This window comes from Lysinibacillus sp. VIII_CA, assembly GCF_049943995.1.
Taxonomy (GTDB): Bacteria; Bacillota; Bacilli; order Bacillales_A; family Planococcaceae; genus Lysinibacillus; species Lysinibacillus pinottii.
Map to the genome: position 1 here is coordinate 39,564 of NZ_JBNFXM010000023.1, position 23,032 is coordinate 62,595.

25 protein-coding genes are annotated in these 23,032 nt (G+C 37.4%); 11 read left to right on the plus strand and 14 right to left on the minus strand.

Annotation, left to right across the window (positions count from 1 at the left end):
• Positions 1 to 4 precede the first annotated feature (4 nt).
• Together cysT and ACP3VS_RS21085 are read right to left on the minus strand one after the other, a co-directional pair.
• A complete protein-coding gene (gene cysT, locus ACP3VS_RS21080) occupies positions 5 to 838 on the minus strand; it encodes a sulfate ABC transporter permease subunit CysT (RefSeq protein WP_012292370.1) in 834 nt (277 codons plus the stop codon).
• Positions 839 to 849: 11 nt separating this feature from the next.
• Positions 850 to 1,902: a sulfate ABC transporter substrate-binding protein gene (locus ACP3VS_RS21085; protein ID WP_036217952.1), complete on the minus strand. Its 1,053-nt coding sequence runs from the start codon at positions 1,900 to 1,902 to the stop codon at positions 850 to 852.
• A gap of 455 nt (positions 1,903 to 2,357) precedes the next feature.
• Between ACP3VS_RS21085 and ACP3VS_RS21090 the strand changes: the two genes are divergently transcribed.
• From ACP3VS_RS21090 to cysC, 4 genes are all read left to right on the plus strand, one after another.
• On the plus strand, positions 2,358 to 3,059 hold the full coding sequence (locus ACP3VS_RS21090; RefSeq protein ID WP_012292372.1) for a phosphoadenylyl-sulfate reductase: 702 nt from the start codon (positions 2,358 to 2,360) through the stop codon (positions 3,057 to 3,059).
• A gap of 12 nt (positions 3,060 to 3,071) precedes the next feature.
• On the plus strand, positions 3,072 to 4,136 hold the full coding sequence (locus ACP3VS_RS21095) for an inorganic phosphate transporter (RefSeq protein ID WP_031418542.1): 1,065 nt from the start codon (positions 3,072 to 3,074) through the stop codon (positions 4,134 to 4,136).
• A gap of 78 nt (positions 4,137 to 4,214) precedes the next feature.
• Positions 4,215 to 5,354: a sulfate adenylyltransferase gene (gene sat, locus ACP3VS_RS21100; RefSeq protein ID WP_031418541.1), complete on the plus strand. Its 1,140-nt coding sequence runs from the start codon at positions 4,215 to 4,217 to the stop codon at positions 5,352 to 5,354.
• The gene (gene cysC / locus ACP3VS_RS21105) at positions 5,351 to 5,944 is read left to right on the plus strand and encodes an adenylyl-sulfate kinase (RefSeq protein WP_012292375.1); all 594 of its coding nucleotides are present in this window, start codon (positions 5,351 to 5,353) and stop codon (positions 5,942 to 5,944) included. Before sat ends, cysC begins: the two co-directional genes overlap by 4 nt.
• 56 nt (positions 5,945 to 6,000) lie before the next feature.
• Here cysC and mnhG read toward each other — a convergent pair whose 3' ends face one another.
• Genes mnhG through ACP3VS_RS21140 form a run of 7 tightly spaced genes read right to left on the minus strand, consistent with a single transcriptional unit; the run spans position 6,001 to position 11,756 of the window.
• Positions 6,001 to 6,369 (minus strand): monovalent cation/H(+) antiporter subunit G, encoded by a 369-nt coding sequence (gene mnhG / locus ACP3VS_RS21110; RefSeq protein WP_012292376.1) that lies wholly within the window; start codon positions 6,367 to 6,369, stop codon positions 6,001 to 6,003.
• A complete protein-coding gene (locus ACP3VS_RS21115) occupies positions 6,353 to 6,634 on the minus strand; it encodes a Na(+)/H(+) antiporter subunit F1 (RefSeq protein WP_012292377.1) in 282 nt (93 codons plus the stop codon). The genes mnhG and ACP3VS_RS21115 overlap by 17 nt, the downstream gene beginning before the upstream one ends.
• Positions 6,631 to 7,110: a Na+/H+ antiporter subunit E gene (locus ACP3VS_RS21120; protein WP_012292378.1), complete on the minus strand. Its 480-nt coding sequence runs from the start codon at positions 7,108 to 7,110 to the stop codon at positions 6,631 to 6,633. The genes ACP3VS_RS21115 and ACP3VS_RS21120 overlap by 4 nt, the downstream gene beginning before the upstream one ends.
• Before the next feature lie 4 nt (positions 7,111 to 7,114).
• The gene (locus ACP3VS_RS21125) at positions 7,115 to 8,602 is read right to left on the minus strand and encodes a Na+/H+ antiporter subunit D (protein WP_426389881.1); all 1,488 of its coding nucleotides are present in this window, start codon (positions 8,600 to 8,602) and stop codon (positions 7,115 to 7,117) included.
• Positions 8,595 to 8,936 carry a Na(+)/H(+) antiporter subunit C gene (locus ACP3VS_RS21130; protein WP_012292380.1) on the minus strand — a complete coding sequence of 114 codons (342 nt, stop codon included), beginning with the start codon at positions 8,934 to 8,936 and terminating at the stop codon, positions 8,595 to 8,597. The genes ACP3VS_RS21125 and ACP3VS_RS21130 overlap by 8 nt, the downstream gene beginning before the upstream one ends.
• A complete protein-coding gene (locus ACP3VS_RS21135; protein WP_012292381.1) occupies positions 8,936 to 9,358 on the minus strand; it encodes a Na(+)/H(+) antiporter subunit B in 423 nt (140 codons plus the stop codon). The genes ACP3VS_RS21130 and ACP3VS_RS21135 overlap by 1 nt, the downstream gene beginning before the upstream one ends.
• Positions 9,345 to 11,756, minus strand: coding sequence for a Na+/H+ antiporter subunit A (locus tag ACP3VS_RS21140; protein ID WP_012292382.1), 2,412 nt, complete (start codon positions 11,754 to 11,756; stop codon positions 9,345 to 9,347). The genes ACP3VS_RS21135 and ACP3VS_RS21140 overlap by 14 nt, the downstream gene beginning before the upstream one ends.
• 154 nt (positions 11,757 to 11,910) lie before the next feature.
• On the opposite strand from ACP3VS_RS21140, the gene ACP3VS_RS21145 reads away from it, so the two are divergent.
• The gene (locus tag ACP3VS_RS21145) at positions 11,911 to 12,474 is read left to right on the plus strand and encodes a DUF5366 family protein (protein ID WP_012292383.1); all 564 of its coding nucleotides are present in this window, start codon (positions 11,911 to 11,913) and stop codon (positions 12,472 to 12,474) included.
• A gap of 148 nt (positions 12,475 to 12,622) precedes the next feature.
• On the opposite strand, the gene ACP3VS_RS21150 is transcribed toward ACP3VS_RS21145, so the two are convergent.
• On the minus strand, positions 12,623 to 14,473 hold the full coding sequence (locus ACP3VS_RS21150; protein WP_031418539.1) for a transglycosylase domain-containing protein: 1,851 nt from the start codon (positions 14,471 to 14,473) through the stop codon (positions 12,623 to 12,625).
• 237 nt (positions 14,474 to 14,710) lie between these two features.
• Between ACP3VS_RS21150 and ACP3VS_RS21155 the strand changes: the two genes are divergently transcribed.
• Together ACP3VS_RS21155 and ACP3VS_RS21160 are read left to right on the plus strand one after the other, a co-directional pair.
• Entirely contained in the window at positions 14,711 to 15,298 is a 588-nt protein-coding gene (locus tag ACP3VS_RS21155; protein WP_012292385.1) for a peptidylprolyl isomerase, read from the plus strand.
• A 22-nt stretch (positions 15,299 to 15,320) separates the two neighbouring features.
• Positions 15,321 to 15,533: a hypothetical protein gene (locus ACP3VS_RS21160; RefSeq protein WP_012292386.1), complete on the plus strand. Its 213-nt coding sequence runs from the start codon at positions 15,321 to 15,323 to the stop codon at positions 15,531 to 15,533.
• A 40-nt stretch (positions 15,534 to 15,573) separates the two neighbouring features.
• Here ACP3VS_RS21160 and ACP3VS_RS21165 read toward each other — a convergent pair whose 3' ends face one another.
• Entirely contained in the window at positions 15,574 to 16,995 is a 1,422-nt protein-coding gene (locus tag ACP3VS_RS21165; RefSeq protein ID WP_012292387.1) for a hypothetical protein, read from the minus strand.
• A gap of 111 nt (positions 16,996 to 17,106) precedes the next feature.
• Entirely contained in the window at positions 17,107 to 18,282 is a 1,176-nt protein-coding gene (locus ACP3VS_RS21170) for a MalY/PatB family protein (protein ID WP_031418536.1), read from the minus strand.
• Positions 18,283 to 18,355: 73 nt separating this feature from the next.
• Between ACP3VS_RS21170 and ACP3VS_RS21175 the strand changes: the two genes are divergently transcribed.
• On the plus strand, positions 18,356 to 18,616 hold the full coding sequence (locus ACP3VS_RS21175) for a DUF1871 family protein (RefSeq protein ID WP_031418535.1): 261 nt from the start codon (positions 18,356 to 18,358) through the stop codon (positions 18,614 to 18,616).
• An 82-nt stretch (positions 18,617 to 18,698) separates the two neighbouring features.
• Here ACP3VS_RS21175 and ACP3VS_RS21180 read toward each other — a convergent pair whose 3' ends face one another.
• Positions 18,699 to 20,039: a sodium-dependent transporter gene (locus ACP3VS_RS21180; protein WP_031418534.1), complete on the minus strand. Its 1,341-nt coding sequence runs from the start codon at positions 20,037 to 20,039 to the stop codon at positions 18,699 to 18,701.
• Between the two features lie 209 nt (positions 20,040 to 20,248).
• Between ACP3VS_RS21180 and ACP3VS_RS21185 the strand changes: the two genes are divergently transcribed.
• The 3 genes from ACP3VS_RS21185 to yugI all read left to right on the plus strand — a co-directional run bounded on the left by ACP3VS_RS21185 (position 20,249) and on the right by yugI (position 22,883).
• Positions 20,249 to 20,797, plus strand: a complete 549-nt coding sequence (locus tag ACP3VS_RS21185; protein WP_012292392.1) for an RNA polymerase sigma factor — start codon at positions 20,249 to 20,251, stop codon at positions 20,795 to 20,797.
• A complete protein-coding gene (locus ACP3VS_RS21190; protein WP_426389887.1) occupies positions 20,790 to 22,421 on the plus strand; it encodes a hypothetical protein in 1,632 nt (543 codons plus the stop codon). Before ACP3VS_RS21185 ends, ACP3VS_RS21190 begins: the two co-directional genes overlap by 8 nt.
• A gap of 84 nt (positions 22,422 to 22,505) precedes the next feature.
• A complete protein-coding gene (yugI, locus tag ACP3VS_RS21195; RefSeq protein ID WP_012292394.1) occupies positions 22,506 to 22,883 on the plus strand; it encodes a S1 domain-containing post-transcriptional regulator GSP13 in 378 nt (125 codons plus the stop codon).
• A gap of 66 nt (positions 22,884 to 22,949) precedes the next feature.
• On the opposite strand, the gene ACP3VS_RS21200 is transcribed toward yugI, so the two are convergent.
• On the minus strand, positions 22,950 to 23,032 hold an 83-nt coding region (locus tag ACP3VS_RS21200), incomplete at its 5' end, for an IS3 family transposase (protein ID WP_426389891.1).

Here is a 23,032-nt window from a genome sequence, read left to right on the forward strand (position 1 = left end):
CCTCCTAATGTACAAACCGACGATTGGCTAGCCATTGTATGACGTTAATGGTTAATAATAAAATAAATGAAGTAACAAGCATGACTACCGCAATTGCAGTGGCACCAGCATAATCGTATTGCTCAAGTTTAGTCATAATAATTAAAGGGGTAATTTCGGTTTTCATAGGCATATTTCCCGCAATGAAAACAACTGAGCCATACTCACCAAGAGCACGAGCAAAGGCTAATGAAAAGCCCGTTAATATGGCTGGTAATAACTCTGGCAAAATGACTTTACGAAAGGTTTGTAAACGATTTGCTCCAAGGCTGGCAGAAGCCTCCTCAACTTCAGCACTAATATTTTGCAATACTGGCTGTACTGTTCGTACAACGAAAGGAAGCCCAATAAAAGTTAAGGCAATAATAATACCAAGGGGCGTAAAGGCAATTTTAAAATCAAAAAACTGGCCAATCCAACCATTGGGGGCGTAGAGAGATGTTAAAGCAATCCCTGCTACAGCAGTAGGTAAAGCAAAAGGCAAATCTACTAATCCATCCATCATTCTTTTAAAAGGGAACTGGTAGCGAACCAGAACCCATGCGATAATTGTGCCGAAAAGTACATTTAATAGACCTGCAATGAGGGCTGTGCTAAAGCTAACTTTATAGGAAGCAACAGCACGAGGATCAGTGATAATATCAAGAAACACTGTCCAGCTTAAGGACATTGTATGGAAAAAGATCATAGAAAGTGGTAATAACACTAGTAAACTAACATATAACATCGTATATCCAAGAGATAGGTGAAATCCTGGAATAATGCGACGTGATTTCTTCGTCAGGGTTAAACTACTCATCAGAACACTCCTTATTGTGGCAAGTAAATTTCATCAAAGGTACCGCCGTCTTTAAAGTGAGTTGCTTGTGCTTTGGTCCAGCCACCAAAATCATCGATTGAAACAAGTTCAAGCTGTGGGAATTGGTCTTTATATTTAGCTAGAACAGCCTCGTTGCGAGGGCGGTAATAATTTTTGGCAGCAATTTCTTGACCCGTATCGCTATATAAATGCTGTAAGTAAGCCTCCGCTACTTCCCGTGTTCCTTTTTTATCGACGATTTTGTCAACAATCGCCACTGGTGGCTCCGCTAGAATACTTAATGATGGAGTAATTATTTCGAATTCGTCCTTCCCTAATTCATGAAGTGATAAGTAAGCTTCATTTTCCCATGCAATTAAGACATCCCCAATTTTGCGTTCCACAAAAGTTGTGGTAGCACCTCGGGCACCAGAATCCAGTACTTCAACATTGCTGTATAGTGATTTCATAAATTCTTTGATTTTTGTTTCATCATTGTTATATAACTTTCCAGCATAGCCCCAAGCAGCTAGGTAGTTCCACCTTGCACCACCAGATGTTTTTGGGTTAGGGGTAATGACGGATACATCTTTTTTGATGAGATCATCCCAATCTTGTATATCTTTCGGGTTGCCCTTGCGTACTAAAAAGACAATAGTGGATGTATAGGGAGTAGAGTTATGGTCAAATTCGGTTTGCCAATCTTTATTCAGCAGCTCACGAGTTTGGGCAATTTCATCAATATCATAGGCGAGAGCAAGGGTGACAACGTCTGCTTCAAGACCATCAATCACTGCTCTACCTTGTTTTCCTGAGCCTCCATGAGATTGTTTAATCGTGACATCTTGCCCTGTTTCATCCTTCCACTTTTTTATAAAATCTTGATTGAACTCATCGTAAAGCTCGCGTGTTGGGTCATAGGATACATTTAATAGCTCAACGGACTTATTACCTTCCTGGCCACTTGTATCTTCATTTGAGTTAGCACTACTACATCCTGTTACAGATAAAGTTAATACAGCAAGCAGTGCCAAAGATTGAAAGACATTCTTTCTTTTCTTCATTCTATGTCGCTCCCTTTCTGGCTGAAGAATGCAAAAAGCCATCCCCCATAACGATAATTCGTCATAGGTAGATGGCCTTCAGATCCTCTGATCAGCATTTTAGTAGTTGTGTCAAAGCTTTAGATAATACATTAAACACATATTTCCTATTAGTCAACAAGGAATTATAAAATGTTGAAAATCATGGTGATTACCTAGCTGTCATTTATCTTATGCTACTAAGAGTGTCAAAAATGGGTTTATTGCATAAGATATTTGAAAAAACCTAGTTGACTGCTTGGTGTACTTTAGTATATATTTGGTAATAAGAAAAACGATTAAAGAACGAGGTAGCAATTACTAGTGAAAAATCGTTGAATAATGAGCTGGCTAGTCAAACTAGAGGCGTTTTAACAAAGGCATGTTTTTTGGGTGTCTTTAGTTAGAACGCCTTTTTTTGCTATGAGGGGGATTCTATGTTAACACATGCAAATTGGCAAGAACCAAACATTAATTTTCAAGTTGATGAAATGTATAGGGGAGCATTAGAGGTTTTACGATGGAGCTATCAAGAGTATGGGAATGAAATAGTTTATGCCTGTAGCTTTGGGATTGAGGGCATAGTCTTAATTGATCTCATTTCGAAGGTAAAGCCAAATGCAACCATTGTCTTTTTAGATACAGATGTCCATTTTAAAGAGACCTATGAAACGATCCGGCGAGTAAAAGAAAAATATCCACAATTAAACATTGTGATGAAAAAGTCTGCACTCACACTTGAACAACAAGCAGCTCAATATGGTGAAGAACTTTGGAAGTCAGATCCAAATCAATGCTGTGCTATACGCAAGATTAAGCCGCTACATGAAGCCCTTTCAGGCACAAAGGCTTGGATATCTGGTTTACGACGTGAACAATCGCCAACACGTCAACAAACAAATTTTCTTAATCGTGATGATAAATTTAAGTCGATTAAAGTTTGCCCACTTATCCATTGGACTTGGAAGGATGTTTGGCGCTATGTCTCGAAAAACAATCTGCCATACAATCCGTTGCATGATCAAGGCTATCCAAGTATCGGTTGTGAGCATTGTACAAAGCCGGCATTTACGATGGATGATTTACGTTCAGGTAGATGGCAAGGCTCTGGGAAGACAGAATGTGGGTTACATGAATAAAGGAGTTATGCCATGCTTGAATATTTTGCCATAGCTATTAGTTTATTTTTTGCCATGAATATAGGTGCAAGTGGGGCAGCAGCTTCAATGGGAGTTGCTTATGGGGCAGGTGCTATTAAAAAGGCTTGGCAAGCATTATTATTATGCGCCATAGGCGTTTATAGCGGAGCGGTGTTGGGCGGAGGAGAAGTAGTCAAAACGATTAGCTCAGGTATTATGCCTCAGGAGTACATTACGGTTAAAATTGTTATCATTATTTTAATTTCTGCAACAAGCAGTTTATTTTTTGCCAACCTTTTAGGTATCCCATTATCTACCAGTGAGGTTACCGTCGGCGCAGTTGTTGGTGTGGGAATAGCTTATAAAGTGTTATTCGTCCAATCTTTGCTGGTCATTATGTCCTTTTGGGTTATTGTCCCACTTATAGCTTTTGTAATGGCCCTTATATTGGGGAAGTTGTTATATAAATTACAACTTAGGGGGCTATTAAAAGATCATCCGATTTTAACGATTCTACTTGTATTAGCAGGATTTTTTGAAGCCTTTTCGGCAGGTATGAATAACGTGGCGAATGCAGTTGGGCCGCTGGTAGGTGCTGGCATGCTGGATGTTACTATCGGCATTATGCTTGGGGGTGCATTTGTAGCTGCAGGAGCTATCCTACTTGGTAAACGAGTTCTTGAAACAAACGGTAAAAAAATTATGCGTTTTCAAAAGGCAGAGGGTATTTTAATTTCAAGTACTGGGGCGCTACTCGTAGGCATAAGCTCTATTTTTGGACTTCCAGTACCACTAACGCAAGTAACATCTTCCTCTATTATCGGCATGGGAATGGCGAAAAACGGAAAACAAATTTTTCATAAGCATATTGTGAAAAAGATTATTCGTATATGGGTTGTATCCCCCATCTTTTCATTAGCCATTTCTTATTTTTTAGTACAGTTGTTTTTAGAAAAAGATCTATATGCGGTTATTATAAATGGCAGCATTATCGTTGGAACGCTTGGAGTTATTAGTTTAATGCGTACCATTCGAGAAGAAGAGCAATCCATATATGATGCAGGTGAGGGAATTTAATTTTACTAGTGTTACTACATCATTGATGTTGATCTTACTATTAAACTTAGTATTTAACTAGAATTAGGAGGAGATAATATGAGTTTACAACCACATGGAGGGTTTCTTGTGCAAGCTTTTCATCCCGATAAGGAAATAACATCTATTCATAAGGAGATTGAGCTGGATGCCATTTCTTTGAGTGATTTAGAGTTAATTGCCATAGGAGGCTACAGTCCCATCCAAGGGTTTTTAACACAAGCAGATTATGAATCTGTGGTGGAAAAAAGTCGATTAGTATCAGGTATAGTATGGAGTATTCCAATTACCCTCCCAGTGACGGAAGAGAAAGCAGCAACCTTACAACCTGGTGAAGAGGTAAAACTAGTCTATCAAGGTGAAACTTTTGGTGTTATTCAGGTGGCTGATATTTTTGAGCCGAATAAGCGAAAAGAGGCTTTACTTGTTTATGGCACTGAGGATTTAGCACATCCTGGAGTTCACAAGCTACATGAACGTCCTGCCATATATGTTGGTGGAAAAATTACGTTAATTAAACGTCTAGCACAAAAGTTTCCTACGTATTCATTTGATCCAGTGGAAACCCGACAACTATTTGCTTCAAAGGGTTGGCAAACCATTGTGGGCTTTCAAACGCGTAACCCAGTGCATCGGGCCCATGAATATATCCAAAAGGCAGCACTTGAAACGATAGATGGTTTATTTTTAAACCCTCTTGTTGGTGAAACAAAATCGGATGATGTATCTGCGGCTATCCGTATGGAGAGCTATGAGATTTTATTGAAAAATTACTATCCTGAAAATCGTGTGCAATTAGGTGTATTTCCAGCTGCTATGCGTTACGCAGGACCAAGGGAGGCCATTTTCCATGCGCTTGTAAGGAAAAATTATGGCTGTACACATTTTATCGTGGGTAGAGATCATGCAGGTGTTGGGGATTACTATGGCACGTACGATGCCCAAAAAATCTTTGAACAGTTTACGGAAGATGAATTAGGGATTATTCCATTGAAGTTTGAGCATAGTTTTTATTGTCAGCAGTGTGAAGGGATGGCTACTACAAAAACTTGTCCCCATGATAGCTCTGCCCATATTATTTTATCAGGTACAAAAGTACGAGAGATGCTTCGCAATGGAGAAGTACCACCAAGTACATTTAGCCGTAAAGAGGTAGTAGACGTACTAATAAAAGGCATGCAGAAGGAGGTAGTCAAATGAGTTCAAATATTGTTTGGCATGAAGCCTCTGTTACAAAAGATGAGCGTCGCTCTCAAAATAAACATCAAAGCTTTATTTTATGGTTTACGGGTTTGTCTGCTTCAGGAAAATCATCTATAGCCAATGCATTTGCCCGTCAATTATATGAAAGGGGTAATCAAGCTTTTGTGTTGGATGGCGATAATGTCCGTCATGGCTTAAATAAGGATTTAGGTTTTGATGAGTCAGGGCGTAAAGAAAACATCCGTCGTATAGGGGAAGTTTCGAAGCTTTTTATAGAAAGCGGTCAAATTGTGCTAACGGCATTTATTTCACCTTATCGAGAAGATCGTCAAGTAGTTCGTGAGCTTGTTGAAGATGGTGAATTTATAGAAGTCTTTGTAAAGTGTTCAGTAGAAACATGTGAAAAAAGGGATCCAAAGGGACTATATAAAAAAGCTAGAAAAGCAGAGATTGCAAATTTTACTGGTATTAGCGCTCCTTATGAGGAACCCGAAAACCCAGAAATTATTTTAGATTCAGAACATCATACTGTAGAAGAATGTGTGGAACAGTTGACTAGTATTTTAACTGCCAAAGGCTATATTTAACTAACCAATAAAAAAATCTGCTCGTTCATAATGATTGAGCAGATTTTTTATATGTTTTATCGAACATCTTGTTCTTTTTTCATTCTGTCAATTTCAGGGCCTAATTCATCACGTACTGTACCTTTCCAAGGCTTTACACCAGCAATATAAGAGGATCGAGTCATAATATGTCCTCCAACAGGGCCAGTGATGAAGAGGAATAGTATACCTAATAATATACGTGGATTAAAATGATCTTCAATTAGCCAAAAGTGAAAGAATACACCAATTAGTACGCACATAACACCAAGTGTAGCACTTTTTGAGGCAGCATGTGCTCGCGTATATAAATCAGGTAGGCGGATAAGCCCAATGGCTGTGACGACAATAAAAAGTACTCCAACAGAAATGAAAAAAATAACTAAACTATTAGCGAGAATTGTCACGTTTAATGATATCTCCTTTCTCTATGAATTTAGAGAAAGCAACTGTCCCAATAAATGATAAAATAGCTAGTAATAAAATAATCTCAAGGAAGAAGCTTGTTTCCACTAGTATTGAAAATAATCCAATCAAGGAAATAAGAGAGACACCCAGTGAATCCAAGGCGACAACACGGTCAGATGCAGAAGGTCCTTTAATCATTCGATAAATGACCGCAATCATCGATAAGCAAATCACTACAATGACTGCAATAATAAATGTTGTCATGATTTACTCACCTCCAAAATCGCTTTCTCAAATGAATCTCGAATGGAAGCAACAGCCTCATCCACATCGTTTATATCAATAGCATGTACATATAATGTTTTAGCATCATCGGATACATGTACGACTACAGTCCCGGGCGTTAAAGTAATAAGGCTGGATAGTAAAGTGATTTCCCAGTCTTCCGTTAATACAGTAGGGTAAGCAAAAAAGGCAGGCTGCATGTCCAATTTAGGCTTTAATACTACCTTCAGGACTTGCACATTCGCTAATACTAACTCTTTAAAGAACAGCGAAGTCAATTTTAAAATGGCCCATAGTCGGTAGACATAAAGACGAGACTTAAAAAATCTTCGCATTATTATGAGCAGAATGATACCCATTAAGAACCCAATTATAAAGCCGGTTGCTGTGTAATTAGAGGATAGGAACATCCATACGAAGGCAAGTACAAAGTTTAAAATCATTTGAAATGCCATAGCGTTAATCCCCCTTCATCACAGCATCTATATAGATAGATGGATCATTTAAAAGTTTTGATGCATCGTCCATAAATGGCGTCATCCATTCGGAACCCACACCATATACGACAGAAATAAGTACTAATAGGGCTGAAGGCATAAACAGCATCTTGTAGATAGATTTGTCAACGGTACCCTTTGTTTCTTTCTCCTCGCCCCAAAAGGCATAGATGAAGATACGGATGACTGATAGTAGTACGAGCAGTGAGGACGCTAATATGAAAATACTACTCCACATATTTCCCGCTTCAAAACCACCTTGTACAATCAAAAGTTTGCCCACAAATCCGCTAAGTGGTGGAATTCCGGCTAAGCCAAATGCTGCAATTAAATAACACCAACCAAGCACCGGGTATTTCTTCATCAGGCCACCCATCTTACGCAAATCAGATGTACCTGTAATGTAGATGATAATACCGATTAACATAAAGAGTGCAGCCTTTATGAGCATATCGTGTACTAAATAAAACATCGCTCCCTTTAAAGAAGCTTCATTCATTTGTGAGACACCAAATAAAATAACTCCTACAGCAATGACAATATTGTAGATAATAATAAGTTTGACATCAAAGTAGGCGAGTGCCCCAATGCATCCAGCTACAATTGTAGCAATGGCAAGTACCATCAATAAATCATGAGTATATGATAAATCGTGTACAAAGAATAGTGTATAGGTACGTGTAATTGCATAGACACCTACCTTTGTGAGCAATGCACCGAATAGTGTTAATACAGGTATAGGCGCTGCTGCATACGAAGTAGGAAGCCAAAAATACAATGGGAAAATGGCTGCTTTTAATCCGAAAACCATTAAAAAGAGTACAGCTATAACCGTAATGATACCTGGCTGATTGATTTCAGCTATTTTAACGGCAATATCAGCCATGTTCAATGTTCCTACAACCGAGTATAAAAAGGCTACGGTAATGACAAATAAGGCCGACGAAATAACATTAATTAAAATATATTTGATCGATCCTTTCAGTTGCCCTTTCTCGCCACCTAGCACGATCAGTAAATATGAAGCCATTAATAATACTTCGAAGAAAACGAATAAGTTAAAAATATCACCTGTAGTAAAAGCCCCATTAACCCCAGTTAAAATAAACATGATACCAGGGTAATAAAAGAATCTTTCCCGTTCCTTCGTAATAGAACCAAAGCCATACCAAACAACAAAAAAAGCAATTAACAATGTTGTTGTAACGAGCAATGCGGATACCATATCAGAAACCATGGTAATGCCATAAGGGACAGGCCAATCTCCAAAGGTAACCTTTTGGATACCATCATGTTTCACTTTCAATAGAAGTGAAATGGCAGTAATCAAGGATATCCCGATTCCAAGTAATGAAAATGTTCGTTGATACATTAAATTTTTTTGCCCAAACATTAAAATCATACCGAAGAAAAACGGAATGATGATAGGCAGCAGTAGGAAGTTATTCATCCTCATCACTTCCTCTCATTAAGCTAATATCATCAGTTTGTAGCTCCTGATAGGAACGATATGCTAGCACAAGGAAAAACGCTGTGACGCCAAAGCTAATAACAATAGCGGTTAAAATAAGTGCCTGGGGTAATGGATCTGCAAAGGGTTTAGCTCCTTCGTTTAACACGGGTGGAGCCTCACCACCAAGACCACCCATCGTTAATATCAGTAGGTGAGCACCGTGACTTAAAAGTCCCGTACCAATAATAATTCGTAATAAACTTTTTGATAAAATTAAATAGACAGCTGCCATAAAGAGGAAGCCAATGACAAAGGCCATAATTATTTCCATTATTCATCCTCTCCAATCGTTTGAATAATGGTCATCGTAACACCCACAACAACCAGATAGACACCGCTATCAAAAAGCATAGCCGTGTGTAAAGACTGTTTGCCTAGAAGCGGTAAATCGAAATAATTAAAGAAATGCGTAAAAAAAGGTTCGCCAACAAACATAGGAAATGCCGCAGTGGCAAGGGCTAATAATAAACCAATAGCCGTTAAATACGTGTAATTAATAGGTAAAATATGTCGTACAGTACGAATATCAAAGGCTAACACTAATAGCACGATGGCACTGGAGGTTAAAAGTCCTCCAACAAAGCCACCACCAGGCGTGTAATGACCTGCTAAAAAAATATGAATGGAGAAGAAGAAAATAATGAAAAATACAATTTTAGCCGTAAATTGTATTATCACATCATTTGTTTTCATGTGTTTTCTCCTTTCTATTCATGCGCAATTTAATCATAGCCAAAATGGCCATTCCAGCAATACCGAGCACTGTAATTTCAAACAATGTATCAAAGCCACGATAGTCTACTAAAATTACATTAACAATATTTCCTCCGCCCGCTAAGGAGTAAACGGTTTCCTCATAGTATTTAGAAATAGAAGGAATAAGTTTTTGTGAATGAGCAGATAATGCGACAAGTGTTACCATGGCACCTATTGTAATAGATACAACAGCTCGATTTAATTGAAATCTCATACGTTCTTCTCGTTTACCAAGTTTTGGCAGATGGTAGAATGCCATTAAAAAGAGAGCAACAGATATAGTCTCTATAACAAGCTGTGTTAAGGCTAAATCTGGCGCATTAAAAATAACAAAAAATAATGCTACCGTATAACCAACAGAGCCAAGACCTATAATGGCTGTTAAACGCGATTTGGCTAGTATAGTGATAGCTGTTCCAATTAATAAAACCACGACTAAAATAATTTCATAGGGCCTAATTGGAGCTGTCTCTTGGAATGAAAAACTAAAGGCATTTTTCACAAAAAGCGAACCAATGACGATAATAGCAATACCACTAAACATATAAAGTAGATAATGACGCATTGACCCCGTCATGTAGAGTCGAGAAAGGCGATTCAAGCCAACATCTAACCCCTGCATAATTTTGTCATAAGCATTATTCAAGGTGAAAGCCTTTGGGAATCGTTGATACATCCCTTGCCATTTCGGTAGTGATACAAATAGCAGTACTCCTATGATAATAATTCCTATCGTCATTAGAAGCTCTGGATTGATTCCATGCCAGGCAGATACATGAATGTCAATATCTTGTGGTACCTCGTATAAAAATGGCTGAATTGCTAGTACAGCAGGTTTGACAAATGTATCACCAATAAAATTCGGGATAAAGAATATAAGCACAACTAATCCTGCTAAAAGCATTGGAGAAACTAGCATCCCAATAGGTGCTTCATGTGGTTTATGCGGTAATTGTTCTGGTTTGTAGTTGCCATTAAATGTTCGGAAAACAAAATAAAAGCTATAAATAAATGTGAAAATACTAGCAACCCAAGCCACGATTGGGAAGAGCACTCCCCATGTATCGAAGCCAAAAAACTCAAACTTTTGAAGCGCGAGCATGGCTGTTAAAAACATTTCTTTACTTAAGAAGCCATTAAACGGTGGAAGACCAGCCATCGATAAGCTTCCTATTGCCGCAACTGTAAAACTGATAGGCATAATACTCATTAACCCACCCAATTTACGAATATCACGTGTCCCTGTTTCATGATCGATAATCCCGGCAATCATGAATAGGCTACCTTTAAATGTAGCGTGATTGATCAGATGGAAGATGGCAGCAAATGCCGCAAATTTAATTGTATCTACGGATTCGTTGGCATGAAACGCCACTGCGCTTGCCCCAAGTAGTGACATAATAAGTCCAAGTTGACTGACGGTCGAGAAGGCAAGAATCCCTTTCAAGTCCGTTTGTTTGACTGCAAAGAATGAACCCCAGAATAAAGTTAAAATACCTATACCTGTTACAAGCCATACCCAGAGCTCAGAAGCCGCAAAAATTGGGGTAAAGCGTGCTACTAAATAAATACCTGCTTTGACCATTGTGGCAGAGTGAAGGTATGCACTTACTGGTGTAGGTGCTTCCATTGCATCTGGTAGCCAAATGTAAAATGGGAATTGAGCCGATTTTGTAAATGCTCCTAGAAGGAGTAACACAAGCGACCAAGTAAATAAAGGGTGATCAACTAGATTTGGAGCCATAACCATTAGCTCTCGAATGGAATAAGTTCCACCCATTAAGTAGAGAAGAACGAATCCACCTAACATCATTAAGCCACCGCCAACTGTTATCATCATTGACTTCAGTGCTCCAAGGCGTGACGCATCACGGTTATACCAATAACCAATGAGTAGGAATGAGGAAATGGACGTTAATTCCCAAAAGAAATAAAGTGTAATTAAATGATCTGACTGTACTACTCCAAGCATTGCAGACATAAATAACAGTAAGTAAACATAAAAATTATGTAATTTTTCTTTATGTTTATCTAAGTAAAAAATGGAGTAGAGGACAACTAATGATCCGATCCCAGTAATTAGTAGCGAGAATAATAAGCTAAGGCCATCCAAATAGGAGACGAAGGAAATATCAAGCGATGGAATCCAAGGAAGTTTAGCTGTAAACACTCCACCTTTAGCTACTTGTGCAATATAAGATGCATAAATCACCACGAGCGTAGCTGGAACAGCGAGAACAAACCAGCCAGTATGAATATTCTTTATGCTTTTATATAAAAATGGTACGAATATTGCAGCAAGCATGGGAATGAAAATATAAAGTACTTGTAACAAAAAAACCCTCCTTTATGCAGGTAAGTATATCAATTATAACGTACTTTAATCGGGAATGCATACGTACTATTGGGATTTAGCTTGCGGTAGTAGGAGAATTTTCGTTATATTATAAATAGGAAGTTATCAATAAAAATAGAGGAAAAAATTTTTTATGAAGAATCCGTATATCTATGGTTATTTACCATTAATTACAATTTTATTGTTTAGTTTGACATTTGGTATGTATGCAGTTGGAGAATCTTTACAAATTTTTCGAGCAATCGGTGTATATTCAGGTATGCGAGAATTTTTGTCTGATGTTGAATTACGTGTATTTTTACTCATTGTGTTTGCTATTGTTTTTTTTATGCTATTTTCAGCACTCAAACTAGTAGGAGAAACAATCCATGAGTTAGGAATGCTCTTTTTTTCAAAAGACAACGATGGAGCAACTGTTAGTCAAGCACGAGGCGGCTATATTATTTTGTTTATTGGTGCCATGTGTTCAGCATTTGCCATCCAATTTATTTATGTGTTAATAGGAATTTTTGTTCTAACTGTTTTTACATATTTCATTTATCTTATTTACAAAATGAGTCATTTTATGTCAATGGGCGGCACAATCGGTCTATTAATCTTTGAGCTTTTTATGTGGACTATTCTATTAACATTCATCGTTTATGTTGTATTGAAACTATATAATGGAATATTAGCAAGTCTGCCATTTGCTCAATAAATGCATACTGTAGGCAAAAGCCCTCGAGAATCTCAATCTCGAGGGCTTTTGCTATTTCTTAAATGACGGTTTGCATGGGGGTTCTGTTATTTTGCCTGGCACGTCCAAGTAACCCGTTCCTTTTTGTCATACAACCAAACTACTAATTTTACTCAAGTAAAACATTAAATAATTGATGATGAATTTTGTATTCTTCTAATTTTTGCATGGATTGAGGCTTATCATAGCCAATCCATACGGCCGCTGTATAGGTATCATTAAGTCCGGCAAGCCAATAGTCTCGATAGTCATTCGTTGTCCCTGTTTTGGCCCCAACGTAGCTGCTATTACTGTAGACTCCCTGTCCCGTACCGTTCGTCACAACATCGGCAAGTAGCTCACGCATGTATTTTACTGTTTTAGGAGACCAAATTTGATCACGCTGTGTATCCCAACTATAGAGTTCTGTTCCATCTAAAGCTGTCACTTTACGAATGCTATGTGCTAGAACATAAGATCCATCAATAAAGCTTGTATAGGCATCTGCTAGCTCTAAAGCTGTTACACCGTAAGTAAGCCCGCCCAAGGAAGCTGCATAATTATGGTCCTTTTCTACAATGGAGCGAAAATGAAAGCGATCTAAATATTGAAATGCTGTATCAATGCCAACTGTCTGGAAGAGTCGCAGTGCCGATGTATTGTAGCTATGTCGAAATGCAGTGCGCAGCGACACATCCCCATACTTGTAGCCCCCGTAGTTTTGAGGGCAAAATGATCCGACACAATAACTGCCACCATTTACAATCGAATCAGGTGTATGTGTTGTTGTTTCAAAGAAAGGAGCATAGACGGCCAGTGGCTTAAACGCGGAACCTGGTTGCCGTGTTCCTTGAAATGCACGATGATAATCAAACTTTTCATAGCTTTTTCCTGCATATAAGCTAACGATTTCTCTTGATTGGTTTTGAATAACAGCACCTGCTGCTTGCAATGAACCGGCACCTAAGGTAGCTGTCATTTGTTGTTCATCATGCCGCTGTTTTTGTGGATCCAACGCAGTGTTAATAATCAGTCCATTTTGAAATAATGAATCAAGTCGATTGTCTAATTGTGTCTTAATTTTTTTCTTCTCTTCCTCATTATCTGTATGGTTAAGTCGATCCGCATAGCCTTCTTTTTCTGCAACTAACCATTTTAATTCTTGAAGAACGTAAGTACTGTACATAGGATAGCTTTGAATTTTATCCTTAATATGCAATGTAATCGGTTTTGCCTTATAAGTTGTCGCTTCTTCCTTTGTAATGCTACCTTTCACGGCAAGTGTATCTAATAAGCGTTCTTGACGTGCTTTAGTTTGTTCAAAGTTTTTTAAAGGGTTATAAAGTGAAGGGTTATTGGGAATCGCTGCAATAAAAGCAATTTCAGCTATAGATAATTGCTGAAGTGGTCTTTGAAAATAATAGGTTGCTGCTCCACCAATACCGTAAACTTGATTGCTAAAATAGGACTCGTTAAGATACATGGTTAATATTGCTTCTTTATCGAATTCTTTTTCTAATTCATAAGCATAAAAAAGTTCGGTTAATTTTCGTTCATATGTTTTTTCATCAGATAAATAACGCATTCGAACAAGCTGCTGTGTAATCGTACTGCCACCCTGTGAGCTAGTACTTGTACTTGAATTGGCGACTACTGCACGCATAATAGCACTTAAATCAAAGCCAATGTGTTCATAAAAGTCGGCATCCTCACTTGCAATGAATATTTCCTGGGCAATTTGTGGAATTTCTTGCAATGTTAATGGCTGCCGCCATTCGACATATTCTTCACTAAATGTTTGCCCATTTTGATCCTTAAGTGTTATAGGGAGCTGGGGTTGTACTTCAGGTAAATGAATCGCCTGTGAAATTTGTTCTTCATGTGCTTGTGCTGTATTGATTTCTGTTCGTATGTTTGTGCTAATCCACCATAGAACAGGTAGGGAAAGAAGTATAATAAAAAACCCAAAAGCCTTTTTCATGTGTGCCTCCACTCTTTCTATGAATCCTTCAACAGAATAACATATTTTGGATTGATTCCAAATACTCGGTCAGACCTATTTCCATTGTTTTTAGAAAGGAAGTTAAAAGTGCATAAATCGTCAATACTTTGTTGAAGAAAACCAATTGGAATTATGTTAGACTAAAATGAGGTCAAGAAGGATGAATTGTCATCTTTTTCATTGAAACTGAAAATTATCATTAAAGGAGAGACTTCCATGTTTCCACAATTAACAACAGACGTACAAGCAGGCGAAGTGCTTGTAGAAATGAACACAACATTAGGTGCAGTTAAAATTAAGCTGTTCCCAGAGTTTGCACCAAAAACTGTTGAAAACTTTTTGGGTCATGCTAAATCAGGTTATTATAACGGCATCATTTTCCACCGAGTTATTCAAGACTTTATGATTCAAGGTGGTGACCCAACAGGAACAGGTATGGGCGGAGAGTCAATTTGGGGTGATTCTTTTGAAGATGAATTCTCAGATAAATTGTTTAACCTACGTGGTGCGCTATCAATGGCTAACGCTGGTCCAAACACAAATGGTTCTCAATTCTTTATCGTACAAATGAAACATCTTCCAAGCGATATGCTTCGTCAATTACAAGGAGCAGGCTTCCCAGAGGAAATTATCGAAGCTTATGCACAAAATGGTGGTACTCCTTGGTTAGACCATAAACATACTGTATTCGGTCATGTTGTAGAAGGAATGGATATTGTAGATAAAATTGCGGATGTAGAAAAAGATCCTCGTGATAAGCCATTAGAAGATGTGAAAATTGAGTCAATTACAGTCTTTGAATAATAATTATAAGGACGTGTAGAGCATGGAAAACTTAATGTATCAATTTTTATATTTCCCTGAAGATAAATCAGGATATATTCCAGCAGCATTTGAATTTTTAATCATGCTTATTTTATGTGTAATCGTGTTTACGCTTTTCCGAAAAATTTCTAAAAAGCAGGAAATGAAATCAAAGGAAATTGAAGCGCGTATATTAGCAGAAAAGAAAAGCACAAACAACCAACAAAATGTCTAATGAAAAAGAATCTGCCTCCAATGGAGACAGATTCTTTATTTTAAATTTTTCTTTTTGAACGACGAACCATGTTTTGTATTGTTTTGAAGGCATGGAAGCAAACGAGTACAATGGATAGGCCAATTCCACTTAAGGCGGTAATGAAGGCAACCCATTCGAACGGTGTATAGCTCCAAACACTATCTAAATCATTACTGTCCTTCCATTCTTCAATGACTAAATTCATTCCGTAAATACCGGAAATAACCGTAAATACGGTTAAAATAAATAGTAAATTATTGCTTCGATTATCGGATTGATCTTCTTGTGTTCGATATAGGCTGTTCAATGTCGCTTTTGTTCCTACATAATGTTCATTAATACGGAAATGCTTTCGTAGCATTTGAGCTATTTCTCTACCTTCAGTCCGAACAACGACCTCTTCAAAATAATAACGTGCAGAAAACTCTGTGATAAGTTCGATTAATTCATTAACAATTTGTTTATCTTTCCCCCATTTAATTTCACTGTATTCATAGGAAAGCTTTAGAAGCATCATTTTATAAAAATAATGAATGAATAAATTGTAATAGTGAGTCCCCATAAACTCCTGAATGCTATGTGAACAATGTTCAAAAGGCCTATTTGTAAGTGTCATTTGTGACTGTGCTGAAGAGATAATAAAACTATTAGGTGCCCACCGTGTATGGGCGTGTTCCTGCACATAGTTTGAAATATATTGAGAGTTAGTACTCGAAATAAAGGGCTTGCCATCAGGTGTTCTTCCATCTACTTGCCCTAATCGAAAAAGATGCTCAGGTAATAGTTCTGCTTTTTCATCACAAATTAAATAGGCTGAGGAAAACATTCGCTCATCTTCAAAAAAAGGTAACCCTTCATAGGTATGGTCTTGGTGATGCTGAAGGAACGGTTTTAAGAAGGGGATAAAATAGTTGAATAATAGCTCACTTGTTGAATCACAATGACCGAATGAGAAATGATGACTAGCGCCTTTTTCCTCTCGCAGTTTTGCCTCCAGCACCCTAAAGTAATGAATAAAATTTAAAATATCACTAATATCATATTGGCTGTCTATGCTTGTTCGAACGGTGACGATGCCATTGCCGAAAGGGCATAGTGTCACATCGATGCTCATAAGCTCGTAGTTAATACAATTTTCATGATGGTGTAAGGCTCCTTGTGTATAGAATGCTTTTGAGAAGCGAAGAAAGTCTGGGCTATCCATTTTATTTGGAAATAATTTATCCTCAAGAAAGGGATAGAAAAATTGGGCAAGCTCCTCATGTATAATTGTTATGTCTCCATAAAAGGCATGTTCAAGATTAGCGTTGTTCAATTCAAAAAAAGAAAATCCTTCTTCTAAAAGGGTATGACCAATCTTTTGCCGATCTTTTATTTGGTAGGCGAAGGGAAATAAGAATGTCATATATGCACGTTCAATTGTTAAAGGAACTAAGTCCATTTGAAAACACCCCTTTTTCCATCTGTTTGTTAAGAGACTTTTCCACATCGTAAGAATTTTAAACATATAAAAAGAAGGAATCCTAAATAATCAGAATTCCTTCTCTTATTTTTATTGTTCAAAGGCTTTTTTAAAGCGCTCTACGCCGTCTCGTACTGTTTCAAATGAACAAGCTACATTCATACGTAGGAAGCCTCGACCCTCTTCTCCGTATTTTGTACCTGGCTCTAATGCCAGTTGACCAATTTCTAATAGTCGTTTCATAATGTCTTTTTCTTCAAGCTTAAGCTCTCGATAATCAATCCATATTAAATAAGTGGATTGTGGTTTAATGATGCGAATGCCTGGAATCTGCTCTAACTCGGCTTTGACATAATCCATATTTGCTGAAATATACGGCAGCAATTCATCTAGCCAAGGGGTGCCTTCCGTATACGCAGCTTGCAATGCTACAGAGGCAAAAGTATTTAAAGAGCCTTGTCCACTTGCCATATTCACGGCTTCTAGCTGTAGACGTTTTTTCTTATCTGGCACAATCATATAGGAAACTTGAATACCTGCTAAATTAAATGTTTTAGTAGGAGCCATACACGTTACGATCCGATTGATTTCATCGCCTGCTATTTTGGCAATAGGAATATGCTTTTCTCCATTGATCATTAAATCAGCATGAATTTCATCTGAAATAATAAGAACATCGTATTGAGCACAGAGTCTTACAATTTCCTTTAAAGTAGCTTCATCCCATACATAACCTCCAGGGTTGTGAGGGTTGCATAATATGTAGGCTTTCACATTTTGAGCTAGTGCCTGTTCAAAAGCTTCAAAATCTACGATAAATTTACCATCATTTTTTTCAACTAGCGGACAGCTTACCACTTCGCGTCCATTGCTTTTTGGAATGTTAAAAAATGGTGGGTAAACGGGTGTTGATATAAGGACTTTATCTCCTGGATTAGTAAAGGCTACAATGCTATTTGCTAAGGCGGCAACAACACCATTACAGAATACGATAGAATCCTTGTCAATTTGCCAATCATGACGAGTATTTTGCCAGTCCACTATTGACTGTATTGCTTCCTCGCTCATAAAGCTATAACCAAAAACAGTACGTTCAGCATGTTCCTGCAATGCTTTTGAAACGGCTGTCGGAGCAGCAAAATCCATATCAGCTACCCACATTGGCAATATCTCGGACGCATCGTTTAGTCCATAAACCATTTTCATTGCGTCCCATTTTACGGAGTTTGTAAAACGGCGTTTGATAGTTTGATCAAAAATAGACAAGCAAATCACTCTTTTCTTTTTTATTTACTATGGTATCATACGATTATGATCAAAGGATAAATAGGTGAGTATTTTGGAAAATGTAAAAATGAATCAAGCAGCTGTGCATCTGCTAGAGGAGTGGGATCCATTCCACTTAGGTCCAGACCATTATGATACGGAAACAGCAGATGTTGTAGCGGCATTGCAAGGAATCGATGATCCGTCGACACTTGCAAAAGTTATTCAAGAAACATATGAGCATTCGTTTGAGCAATGGATTCCTTTTGAGGAATGTGTAGCCATTTCTTACAAACTGATTGCTATTAAATTTGAAGCAAAATGTATTATTTAAAATATTTTGCATATTTCCTATAAAAAAGGGGTTGTCATGTGACAACCTCTTTTTTCATCCTAATGTTAGAGGTTCTTTATTCTTATTTAAATAATGGTAAGATGCCCTGAATGAAAATAATTAATATAGCAATAGGGGACACGTAGCGAATTAACATGTACCAAATTGTAAATATCCAACTAGATGCGGCTAGCTCTTTACGTGAAATATCTTTTGTATAATAATAACCTGCAAAAATTGATATGAGCAGAGCACCAATAGGCATTCCGATGCTGTTGGTCATAAAATCAACAAAATCAAAAATAGAACGGTCTAAAATCTTCACATCTGATAGTATACCAAATGACAATGCACTAGGAATACCAACAATAAAGATAATGATGCCACCAATCCATGCAATTTTTTTCCGTTTTTCTGGCTTATCTCCGATTGCTATTGCTACGACAATTTCTAACATGGAGATGGAAGATGTAACTGTGGCAAATAGTAATAAAATAAAGAAGATGGTTAAGAAAAGAGCACCGAGAGGCAGTTGCTCGAAAACAGCCGGCAAAATAATGAATACGAGGCCAGGTCCTTGATCGGGTGTATAGCCAAGTGCGAATACTGCTGGGAAAATAACAAGACCAGCAAGTAAAGAGATGATGATGTTCATAGATGCAACATTAATGGCTGAGTTACCAATTTTTTCTGTTTTCGATAGATAGGAAGCATAGGTAATCATAACCGCAATACCAACACTTAATGAGAAAAATGCTTGTCCTAATGCCATTAAAAATGTTTCGGCATTCAGGTAAGACCAATCTGGCACAAACATAAATTTAACGCCTTCCATTGCTCCATCCAATGTTAAAGAGCGTATGACTAATATAATGAAGAAAATAAACAAGAGCGGCATCATCCATGTGCTGGCTTTTTCAATGCCACCCTTAATACCAGCTGACACAATGACTACTGTCAATAACATAAATAGCCCTTGCACAAGAACTGCTTCAAATGGACTCGCAATTATATTGCCAAATAAATCTGCATAATTGATGTCAGAACCTGCATTCGTTAGCTTAAAAGTAAAGGCACGACCCAAATAGCTTAAAATCCACCCACCTACAACACTATAGAAAGATAAGATAAGGCCCGCAATGACCATACCGCCCCATCCAATTAAATACCATGGCTTTCCTGGCGCCTGTTCTTTAAAGGATGTGACAGCATCCTTTTGTCCACGACGACCAATCATAAACTCTGCAATGAGTACTGGTAAGCCGATAAAGAATGTACATAAAACGAATAATAAAATAAAGACACTACCACCATTAGTACCAGCCATATATGGGAATTTCCAAATGGCTCCTAGTCCTATAGCACTTCCAGCAGCAGCTAAAATAAACCCAATTTTAGTTGTAAATTGATCTCTTGATGACACAAAAATAAAGCCTCCTTATACTAAAGTTTTATTTTACCGCATTATTTTCATAACACAAGCAAATATCTGAATATTGACTAGGGTGTTTCTACACTAGTAGCCATTGAGATGGAATTTTAGTTTGATACTTCCTTTATTGGTAAAAAATCTTATTGATATGTAACAATTAGGATATTTCTGTCGTTCCATAAACAAAAGGAGGGATCGCTTTGGTAGAGGCCGATTTAATAGCAAGAGCACAGCAAGGAGACAAAGATGCCTATATCGACCTAATTCGAATTCATCAACAGACAGTTGAAAGGTTTGCCTTTCAGTGTGGCGTACATAGCAATGATTTAGCTGATGTTTCACAGGAGGTATTTGTTAAACTGTATCGCTTTTTACATCAATTTAAACAGGATCGGTTTACGACATGGCTCTATAAAATTACATTGAATGCTACACGGGATTATTATCGGAAGGAACAGAGAGAACTGGCGAAAGGGGACAAGCTTAATGCGCATCGTCAAACTATTTTTCTCTCTGCTGAAGACGATGTTCTATTATTTGAAGAAGATAGAACTTTACATAATGCTATTCAATCCCTAGATGAAAAATATCGGTACCCTATCGTACTGTATTATTTTCACGAGTTAAAATACGAAGAAATCGCAGAGGTTTTAAATATTTCATTATCAACGGTCAAAGTACGGCTATTACGTGCGAAAGAAAAGTTGAAGGCAGCATTAATGCAAGAAGGGAGTGTTGAAAATGGATGATAAACAATTTAATCAACGTATAGCACTACTGAAAAAATCCTATGAGCGAATGGAGTCAAAACTAGATCTACAACATGTACTTCAGCAAATTGAAAATGAAGATGCCATTAGGGATTCTCAAGAAACCATAAATACGATTCTAAAGTCTTCAGCAAAATGGCAAAAGCCTGCTGTTTGGATTGCTAGCATCGCCAGCGTTTTATTAGTTGGACTATTAATATCATCGTTTATGCTCCACCCATCAACTCTCGTGCATTCAAATGAAGAAAAGATAGAAAGCAGCTATGAAGAATGGTTCTCTAGCTTACAAAAGAAGTATCAAGAGAAACGTGAAAAAACACGTGTTGAGCTTGACATACCTGAGGAAGACTTTAAGAAACTCTCGTTTGTTGAATCTGCTGATTATAAATACAATGATAAAGCTAAAAATAAAAAAATAGTACTAAATAAAATGGCTTATGATCCTAAATATTTAACACAGTTAGAGCAAGAGATACTAGACAGTTTGCAAACACCTCGAGAGCTGATAGAGCGGATTGAAACGTACGAAAATCCGATGTCATTTGCCGAGTCTAGATATTTCTTTAGCATATATTACCCAACAAAAGATGTTTTGCAATATTATACAAATGAACTTTCCCAATATAATAAAGTACTGTCACAAAAAAAGAAAGATTATCCTAAAGAACTAAATCAATTAATTGCAACGGCCAAAAAACAATATTTCGAGTTGTCTTATGATGGACAAAACTATAGTTTTAGAACGAATCCGATTTTTATGAAAGATGCACCAGTATCCATTGACCGTCTTCATCCTGATATATTAGGTTATTTTAAATATTTGGCTACAGGCTCTTTATTCAATGGTGAGGATTTACGTTTTTCTGCAGAAGAATCTGCTCGTATTTTAAAATTATACGAAAGAACATTAGTTAATGATTTATCAAATTCATACCTCGATTTCCAATTGCGAAATTTAAACAAAGAGTTTGAAAATACGTGGCTTGTACTTTTGAAAGGTGATGACAAAACTAGATACTCACCAGAACATATAGAGCTATTAAATGATACGGCTAATGGGAAGTATGGGGAATCGATGCGTTTGACCGCACAATTCATCCTCGAAGAATTTAAGAGAGAAGGAACATCCAAAACCATAGACAAACTAACAAGACAGGATATTAGGATGGAGCTTTCATATTTGAGTAATGAAGTCTATATAGAAATATATGATGGTTCAACAGGTTTACAAATTGATAACCGTTGGATTATCCAAACGGAAGGTTTATACAACGCGTATGTGTCAAGTAAAGATGATACCATCCTAGATTCATTAAACCCAATGAATGTTGTGAGCCTATTCTTATATGCACAAGGAAAAGGCGATCAAGAAACAGTAAAACAGTTAGTGTCTCAAGCTGTAGATGTGGATAAATTGGTTCAATTTGATGGTATGCAACATTTTACAGTTCTATATGCAACAGATACATCCCAAACAACCATTAAAGTAGGTGTTAAACCAGAATCCATTCAAATGATTGGCCAGCGCTTAACCTTCCAATTAGGTACAGTTCCTATAGAAAAAGGAGAAAAACGTTTCATCATTACAGCTATTCCCGAATAAGGAGATTTTTTGCCCCGTTTTTACACGTATGTTATAATTTAAGCGATATATACGTAGCAAACCAAAAGAAAGTGGGCAAAGGTTATGGTAAAAAAATATGAATTAGGAGACGTGTTGACCGGAAAAGTTACAGGTATTCAACCATACGGTGCATTTGTTGCATTAGATGACAATACGCAAGGCCTTGTGCATATTTCGGAAATAACATACGGCTTTGTGAAGGACGTTAGTGAATTTTTAGCTGTTGGGCAAGAAGTAGCGGTCAAGATACTTGAAATCGATGAAGAGGCCGAAAAAATTAGTTTATCGATGAGAGCGCTACAGGAACGCCCAGTAACCGTAAGAAAAAAAGAATCACCACCACGAAAATCATTGCAGGACCGTGTAGATGAATCGGATGCGAATGGTTTTAATTCCTTAAAAGATAAATTACAGGACTGGATTGAGCAATCTGGACAATAAAAAAGCGAGGATACTTTCAGCGTGAAGGTGAAGTGACCCCTAAAAGTTAGACACGGTTATTTTGATTTAGGCAGCTTGGATAAAATGAGTTCGGTATTGCACCGGACTCATTTTTAATTTTGCCTTCATACGTTTCGTGTTGTAATAAT

Excerpts from the sequence above, each read along its gene's own strand:
- ACP3VS_RS21085 (WP_036217952.1), bottom strand. The coding sequence starts at position 1,902 with ATGAAGAAAAGAAAGAATGTCTTTCAATCTTTGGCACTGCTTGCTGTA.
- ACP3VS_RS21130 (WP_012292380.1), bottom strand. The coding sequence starts at position 8,936 with ATGGAAATAATTATGGCCTTTGTCATTGGCTTCCTCTTTATGGCAGCT.
- ACP3VS_RS21090 (WP_012292372.1), top strand. The coding sequence starts at position 2,358 with ATGTTAACACATGCAAATTGGCAAGAACCAAACATTAATTTTCAAGTT.
- yugI (WP_012292394.1), top strand. The coding sequence starts at position 22,506 with ATGGTAAAAAAATATGAATTAGGAGACGTGTTGACCGGAAAAGTTACA.
- ACP3VS_RS21115 (WP_012292377.1), bottom strand. The coding sequence starts at position 6,634 with ATGACAACATTTATTATTGCAGTCATTGTAGTGATTTGCTTATCGATG.
- cysC (WP_012292375.1), top strand. The coding sequence starts at position 5,351 with ATGAGTTCAAATATTGTTTGGCATGAAGCCTCTGTTACAAAAGATGAG.
- ACP3VS_RS21125 (WP_426389881.1), bottom strand. The coding sequence starts at position 8,602 with ATGAATAACTTCCTACTGCTGCCTATCATCATTCCGTTTTTCTTCGGT.
- ACP3VS_RS21155 (WP_012292385.1), top strand. The coding sequence starts at position 14,711 with ATGTTTCCACAATTAACAACAGACGTACAAGCAGGCGAAGTGCTTGTA.
- sat (WP_031418541.1), top strand. The coding sequence starts at position 4,215 with ATGAGTTTACAACCACATGGAGGGTTTCTTGTGCAAGCTTTTCATCCC.
- ACP3VS_RS21145 (WP_012292383.1), top strand. The coding sequence starts at position 11,911 with ATGAAGAATCCGTATATCTATGGTTATTTACCATTAATTACAATTTTA.
- ACP3VS_RS21190 (WP_426389887.1), top strand. The coding sequence starts at position 20,790 with ATGGATGATAAACAATTTAATCAACGTATAGCACTACTGAAAAAATCC.
- ACP3VS_RS21150 (WP_031418539.1), bottom strand. The coding sequence starts at position 14,473 with ATGAAAAAGGCTTTTGGGTTTTTTATTATACTTCTTTCCCTACCTGTT.
- ACP3VS_RS21095 (WP_031418542.1), top strand. The coding sequence starts at position 3,072 with ATGCTTGAATATTTTGCCATAGCTATTAGTTTATTTTTTGCCATGAAT.
- ACP3VS_RS21160 (WP_012292386.1), top strand. The coding sequence starts at position 15,321 with ATGGAAAACTTAATGTATCAATTTTTATATTTCCCTGAAGATAAATCA.
- ACP3VS_RS21165 (WP_012292387.1), bottom strand. The coding sequence starts at position 16,995 with ATGGACTTAGTTCCTTTAACAATTGAACGTGCATATATGACATTCTTA.
- ACP3VS_RS21120 (WP_012292378.1), bottom strand. The coding sequence starts at position 7,110 with ATGGCATTTCAAATGATTTTAAACTTTGTACTTGCCTTCGTATGGATG.
- ACP3VS_RS21135 (WP_012292381.1), bottom strand. The coding sequence starts at position 9,358 with ATGAAAACAAATGATGTGATAATACAATTTACGGCTAAAATTGTATTT.
- cysT (WP_012292370.1), bottom strand. The coding sequence starts at position 838 with ATGAGTAGTTTAACCCTGACGAAGAAATCACGTCGCATTATTCCAGGA.